The organism is Roseovarius halophilus (ex Wu et al. 2025), from assembly GCF_047086965.1.
Genome location: NZ_JBKOTX010000272.1, coordinates 1 through 6,017, shown reverse-complemented (window position 1 = coordinate 6,017; position 6,017 = coordinate 1). Strand labels below are relative to the sequence as shown.

Genomic DNA, 6,017 nt, shown 5'->3' with positions numbered 1-6,017 from the left:
GTCCGCGCCTGACAGCCCGCCGGCCCCAGCCGTGCCGCTGCGCCGAACGCTGACGACGATCGCTCTCTGGGCCGGCCTCTGGGCCGCGCCCGTCATTGTCGCCGCGGCGGCCGGCGCGCCGTTCCTCGCCGACATCGCCCTTTTCTTCTCCAGGCTGGCGGTCGTCACCTTCGGCGGCGCCTACGCCGTGCTGGCCTACATGACGCAGGCCGTGGTCGAAACGAACGGCTGGCTGAGCACCGACCAGATGATCGACGCGCTCGGCCTCGCAGAAACGACGCCGGGGCCACTGATCCTCGTGACGCAGTTCGTGGGCACGCTGGCGGGCTTCCTGCAGGGCGGGCTGCCCCTCGCGCTGCTTGCGGGCGCACTGACCCTGTGGGTCACGTTCACCCCCTGTTTCCTGTGGATCTTCGCCGGCGCGCCGTATGTCGAGGCGCTGCTCGCCCGCCCCCGGCTCAAAAGCGCGCTCGCCGGCATCTCGGCGGCCGTGGTCGGGGTCATCCTCAACCTGTCGGTGTGGTTCACCCTCCATGTGATGTTCACCGAGATCCGCGAAACACGCTTCGCCCCCGTGCCCGAGGTGACCAGCTTTTCGTGGTCGGCCGCCGGGCTCGTGATCCTCGCGGCGGTGCTGATGCTCGGCTTCGGGCGCGGCATCGTCACGACGCTTCTGGTCGTGGCCGCGATGTCCGGCGCGGCCGCCCAGCTGCTTTAGCCGCGACACGCGCCGGCGGGTCTTTTGTTTTGCGCCGAATCCCCTATGCTGGCCTCGGCAAGAAATCGGAAAAGACCATGGCACGCTCGATCGACTACGGAAACTTGATGCACCGCGCCATGCGCGGCCTGATCCAGGAAGTCCTGGCGGATGTCCGCGACAACGGGCTGCCCGGGGCGCATCATTTCTTCATCACCTTCGACACCACGCATCCCGACGCGCGCTTGGCCGACTGGCTGCGCGAACGCTACCCCGAGGAGATGACCGTGGTGATGCAGCATTGGTTCGACGACCTCGAGGTCACCGACGACGGCTTCGCCATCACGCTCAATTTCGGCGACGCCCCGGAACACCTCGTGATTCCCTTCGACGCCATCCGCACCTTCGTGGACCCGTCCGTCGAATTCGGCCTGCGTTTCGAAACGCAAGAGGACGACGAGGACGCGACAGCGCCCGGCGCCGAGGCCGAGGCAGACCACGAGCCCGAAACGCTCGCCGAACCGGCCCCCGACCCCGAGGGCAAGACCGCGGCGGAGGCCGAAAACCACGACGCCGACGTCGTCAGCCTCGACAGCTTCCGCAAGTAGTCTTCGGGCGCCGCCCATGAAGTTTGGATGAAGTTTGCAAAGGCCGTATTGCCCGTCCGGCAGGGTTGTGTATGCCTTTGCGACGAGGTTCGCAGCGGAGGTCGGGCATGGCTCGCGAGATAGGTGTTTTCTTCGGTGAATTGCTGCGCCACCCCGGTCAGGTCGTGGCCATCGCCCCGTCTTCGGCCGCCGTCGCCCGGCGCATGACGGAAGGGATCCAGAAAGTCTCGGGCCCGGTGGTCGAGATCGGTCCGGGTACCGGCAGCTTCACTCGCGCCATCCTGGCCCGCGGCGTAACGCCCGAGCGCCTCACGCTGCTGGAAACGAACGAACGCTTCTGCGACACGCTGCACCGCAATTTTCCCGGCGTCACGGTCCTCAACAAACCCGCGCAGGATATCGCCACGCTGGGCCTCGAGTCCGTCGGCGCCGTCGTCTCGGGCGTGCCGGTCCTCGCCCGTCCGCGCATCCAGCGCGAGGTGCTGGGCCGCGCCTTCGGCATCATGGCCCCGGACGGCTTCTTCACCCAGATCACCTACAGCCCGCACGCCCCCGTCTCTCCCCAGGTACAGCGCGAACTCGGGGTCCGGGCCGAGAAGCGTGCCACCGTATGGGCCAACCTGCCGCCTGCCCGGGTTTTTGTGTTCCATCGTATACATCATTGAATTTCACGGTCGCTCCGGTAAGAAAGGGTCAAACCGTTTCAGGAGAGTCCGCCATGACAACCACCCGCATGGAAACCGACAGCTTCGGCCCGCTCGAAGTGCCCGCCGACAAGTACTGGGGCGCCCAGACACAACGCTCGATCATGAACTTCCCGATCGGCTGGGAACGGCAGCCCGTGGCGGTCGTGCGCGCGCTCGGCGTCATCAAGAAGGCCTGCGCCCAAGCGAACAAGGCGGCGGGAAAGCTCGACCCGGACCGCGCCGACGCCATCATCCGCGCCGCCGGCGAGGTGCATGAAGGCAAGCTCGACGATCACTTCCCGCTGGTGGTCTGGCAGACCGGCTCGGGCACGCAGTCGAACATGAACGCCAACGAGGTGATCGCCAACCGCGCCATCGAGATCCTCGGCGGCCGGATGGGCAGCAAGGACCCGGTCCATCCCAACGATCACTGCAACATGGGCCAATCGTCCAACGACACCTTCCCGACCGCGATGCACATCGCCACCGCGATGACCGCGCAGGACGTCCTGCTCCCCGGCCTTGAAAAGCTCCACGCCGCTCTGGCCCGCAAAACGGCCGAGTTCGACGGCATCATCAAGATCGGCCGCACCCATACGCAGGACGCCACGCCGCTGACCCTCGCGCAGGAATTTTCCGGCTACACCCACCAGGTCGCGATGGGGCTGGAGCGCGTCAAGGCCGCCCTGCCCCGCGTCCACGAACTGGCGCAGGGCGGCACCGCGGTGGGCACCGGGCTCAACACGGCGCCGGGCTGGGACACGCAGGTCGCCGCCAACATGGCCGCGATCACCGGCCTGCCCTTCGTCACCGCCCCCAACAAGTTCGAGGCGCTCGCCGCCCATGACGCGATGGTGGAAATCTCCGGCGCGCTCAAGACGGTGGCGGCCTCGCTGTTCAAGATCGCCAACGACATCCGTTTCCTCGGCTCCGGCCCGCGCTGCGGCCTGGGCGAGCTGATCCTGCCCGAGAACGAACCGGGCAGTTCGATCATGCCCGGCAAGGTCAACCCGACTCAGTGCGAGGCGCTCACCCAGGTCTGCGCGCATGTCATGGGCAATGACGCCGCCGTGGGCTTCGCCGGCAGCCAGGGCCATTTCGAGCTCAACGTCTACAAGCCCATGATGGCCTACAACGTCCTGCAATCCATGCAACTGCTGGGCGACGCCGCCGGGGCCTTCACCGACAACCTCGTCGACGGGCTGCAGGCCGATCGCGACCGTATCGAGAAACTGATGCGCGAATCGCTCATGCTGGTCACGGCGCTCGCCCCCGAGATCGGCTACGACAACGCCACCACCGTCGCCAAGACGGCGCACAAGAACGGCACGACCCTCCGGGAAGAGGCCGTCAAGCTGGGCTTCGTGGACGCGGAAACCTTCGACCGCGTCGTGCGCCCCGAAGACATGGTGGGCCCGAAGTGACCGGCACGCCGGTCAACCTAAACCGTGCCCGCAAGGCACGGGCGCGGGCACGGGCCAAGGCCCGCGCCGATGCCAACGCCGTGAAGTTCGGCCGCGGCAAGACCGCCAAATCGCTCGACGCGGCGCGCCGCGGCCAGGACGCCACGCGCCTCGACCAGCACCGGCGCGACCCCGAGTGACCTGTCCCGCAGCTTCTTCTCGGCCGAAATACCCCGGGGGTGAGGCCATCGGCCGAGGGGGCAGCGCCCCCTCCGCTCCCGCCGCGCACCGCGCATGACCGGCCGGCCCGAGAAACATTCGCTCACGCTGCGCGGGCATCGCACCAGCGTCTCGCTCGAAGCCGAGTTCTGGCAGGCCTTCCGTGACATCGCGGCCGAAAAAGGCCGCTCGGTCAACGATCTGGCCAGCGAGATTGACGCGGATCGCGGCATGGGCACGGGGCTTGCCACTGCCATCCGCCTTTACGTGCTGCGCCATTACCGCGCCCACTGACGGCGGGCTTCCGTCGCGGGCGGTCAGCCCCGCGCCGCCAGCGCATCGGCCAGCACGGCCCGCACCGCCCCGGGCGGCACGTCTTCGGCCACGAACGCCGCCCCGATCCCGCGCGCAAGGATGAAGCGCAGCTTGCCATCCACCACTTTCTTGTCCTGCGCCATCAACGACAGAAGGCCGTCGGCATCGGGCAATTCACCTTCGATATCAGACAGGTCCACGCGCATCTTCATGTCGCGCAGATGCGCGCGCACCCGGTTCGGCTCTTCCTGCGGGCACAGGCCCAGCCGCGCCGACAGCTCGAAGGCCAGCGCGCAGCCGATCGCCACGCCCTCGCCGTGCAGCAAGCGGTCGCCGTATTCGGTCGCCGCCTCCAGCGCGTGACAGAAGGTGTGGCCGAGGTTCAGCAGCGCGCGGTCCCCCTGTTCGGTCTCGTCGCGCACGACGATATCGGCCTTCATCTCGACCGAGCGTTTCACGATCGAGGCCCGCGCCGCCATGTCGCCCGCCGCCGCGCGTGAAGCACTTTCTTCAAGCCACTGGAAAAACTCGGAATCTCCCAAAAGGCCGTATTTCACGACCTCGCCGTAGCCCGCCCGGTAATCGCGCGGGCTCAGCGTGTCCAGAACGGCAGTGTCGGCCAGCACGAGGCTGGGCTGGTGGAAGGCACCGATCAGGTTCTTGCCCTGCGGCGCGTTGATTCCCGTCTTGCCCCCGACCGAGCTGTCGACCTGCGCCAGAAGGCTCGTGGGCACCTGCACGAAGCGCACCCCGCGCCGCAGGATGGCGGCGGCGAAACCGGCCAGATCACCGATCACCCCGCCCCCCAGCGCCACGACGATGTCGCGCCGCTCGATCCGCTCCTCCAGCAGCCATTCCACCGCCCGCTCGAGATGGGGCCATGATTTCGTGGCCTCCCCGGCAGGCAGCACCAGCGACGACACGTCGATGCCCGCCGCTTCCAGCCCCGCGGTCAGCGCCGGCAGGTGCAGCCCGGCGACGTTTTCCTCGGTGATCACCGCCACGCGCGGACGCGCCAGCAGCCCCTGCATCAGCGCCCCCGCCGCGTCCAGCAGCCCCGGGCCGATATGGATGTCGTAGGCGCGCGCGCCCAGCGGCACGTTCACGATCTCGCTCATGTCACTTTCTCCAGAACGTCGGGCCGCGTCAGCAACGCCTCGATCACGCGCGCCGTCGTGTCCTCGATCGAATAGCCGGGATGCGTCTCGACCGTCAGGTCGGCCTGCGCGTAGACAGGGACCCGCGCCTCGTAAATCTCCCGCAGGGTCGCAAACGGGTCCGGCGTGCGCAGCAGCGGGCGGGTGTCCTTGGTTTTGACGCGGCTCCACAGCAGCGCGAGGTCGGCCTTGAGCCATACCGACACGCCCTTGCCGGTGATCGTCTCGCGGTTGCGCGCCGCAAGGAACGCCCCGCCGCCCGTCGACAGGATGCCCGGCCGCCCCTCCAGAAGCCGGCCGATGACGGCGGCCTCCCGGTCGCGAAAGAACGGCTCGCCGTCGCGGGCGAATATCTCGGCGATGGTCATGTTGGCGGCGCGCTCGATCTCGGCATCCGAGTCGAGGAACGGCACCCCCAGCCGGGCGGCCAGCGCCCGGCCGACAGCCGTCTTTCCGGCTCCCATCATGCCCACCATCACGACGGTTTTTTTCAGGTCCCACCGCTTGGTCACTTCCACACTCGGCACTCCGCTGCCCAATCGTCGATGTTTTTCCCTGAATGACGTGATCTTGTCGGAAATGCCAGTTATAACTTGGACTAACGCAAAAACGAACCGGGCAGAATCGACCATGCTGAGATTGCTGAAGTGGCTTTTCTATCTTGCCGTGCTGGGTTTCATCGCCCTTGTCGGTTATGCCTATGTCGGCCCGTTTCTCGGGGCGGACTTCTCGCCGCCCAGCGCGGAGATTCGCCAGGATGTCATCATTGAGACGAAGTGACATCGCGGCGCTCGCGCTGATCGCCGCGGCGTCGGCGGCACCGGCCCAGCAACCCCTGTCCGCGATCGACTGGCTGGACAGCCCGGCGCGGTGAAGGCCAAGTCCCAGGCGATGATCACGCTGAAAACGTTGATCGTGAATGCGCCAGCCGA

Annotated in this window: 9 protein-coding genes; 7 read left to right on the top strand and 2 right to left on the bottom strand. The window is 67.5% G+C overall.

The annotated features are described in order from the left end of the window. The 6 genes from ACH107_RS29280 to ACH107_RS29255 form a co-directional block, all read left to right on the top strand. Nucleotides 1-718 (top strand): chromate transporter (locus tag ACH107_RS29280; protein WP_412509241.1); only part of this gene is annotated, 718 nt, incomplete at its 5' end. A gap of 77 nt (nt 719-795) precedes the next feature. Beyond that, nucleotides 796-1,305 carry an SspB family protein gene (locus ACH107_RS29275; RefSeq protein WP_412509240.1) on the top strand — a complete coding sequence of 170 codons (510 nt, stop codon included), beginning with the start codon at nt 796-798 and terminating at the stop codon, nt 1,303-1,305. A gap of 107 nt (nt 1,306-1,412) precedes the next feature. After that, on the top strand, nt 1,413-1,970 hold the full coding sequence (locus tag ACH107_RS29270; protein ID WP_412509239.1) for a class I SAM-dependent methyltransferase: 558 nt from the start codon (nt 1,413-1,415) through the stop codon (nt 1,968-1,970). Between the two features lie 53 nt (nt 1,971-2,023). Beyond that, nucleotides 2,024-3,415: a class II fumarate hydratase gene (gene fumC / locus ACH107_RS29265; RefSeq protein WP_412509238.1), complete on the top strand. Its 1,392-nt coding sequence runs from the start codon at nt 2,024-2,026 to the stop codon at nt 3,413-3,415. Beyond that, nucleotides 3,412-3,594 carry a DUF4169 family protein gene (locus ACH107_RS29260; protein WP_412509237.1) on the top strand — a complete coding sequence of 61 codons (183 nt, stop codon included), beginning with the start codon at nt 3,412-3,414 and terminating at the stop codon, nt 3,592-3,594. The genes fumC and ACH107_RS29260 overlap by 4 nt, the downstream gene beginning before the upstream one ends. Nucleotides 3,595-3,688: 94 nt before the next feature. After that, on the top strand, nt 3,689-3,907 hold the full coding sequence (locus tag ACH107_RS29255; RefSeq protein WP_412509236.1) for a ribbon-helix-helix domain-containing protein: 219 nt from the start codon (nt 3,689-3,691) through the stop codon (nt 3,905-3,907). Between the two features lie 23 nt (nt 3,908-3,930). Here ACH107_RS29255 and aroB read toward each other — a convergent pair whose 3' ends face one another. After that, nucleotides 3,931-5,046 carry a 3-dehydroquinate synthase gene (aroB, locus tag ACH107_RS29250; RefSeq protein WP_412509235.1) on the bottom strand — a complete coding sequence of 372 codons (1,116 nt, stop codon included), beginning with the start codon at nt 5,044-5,046 and terminating at the stop codon, nt 3,931-3,933. Next, nucleotides 5,043-5,603, bottom strand: coding sequence for a shikimate kinase (locus ACH107_RS29245; RefSeq protein ID WP_412509234.1), 561 nt, complete (start codon nt 5,601-5,603; stop codon nt 5,043-5,045). The genes aroB and ACH107_RS29245 overlap by 4 nt, the downstream gene beginning before the upstream one ends. A gap of 112 nt (nt 5,604-5,715) precedes the next feature. On the opposite strand from ACH107_RS29245, the gene ACH107_RS29240 reads away from it, so the two are divergent. Beyond that, nucleotides 5,716-5,865, top strand: a complete 150-nt coding sequence (locus tag ACH107_RS29240; RefSeq protein ID WP_412509233.1) for a hypothetical protein — start codon at nt 5,716-5,718, stop codon at nt 5,863-5,865. Nucleotides 5,866-6,017: the final 152 nt, after the last annotated feature.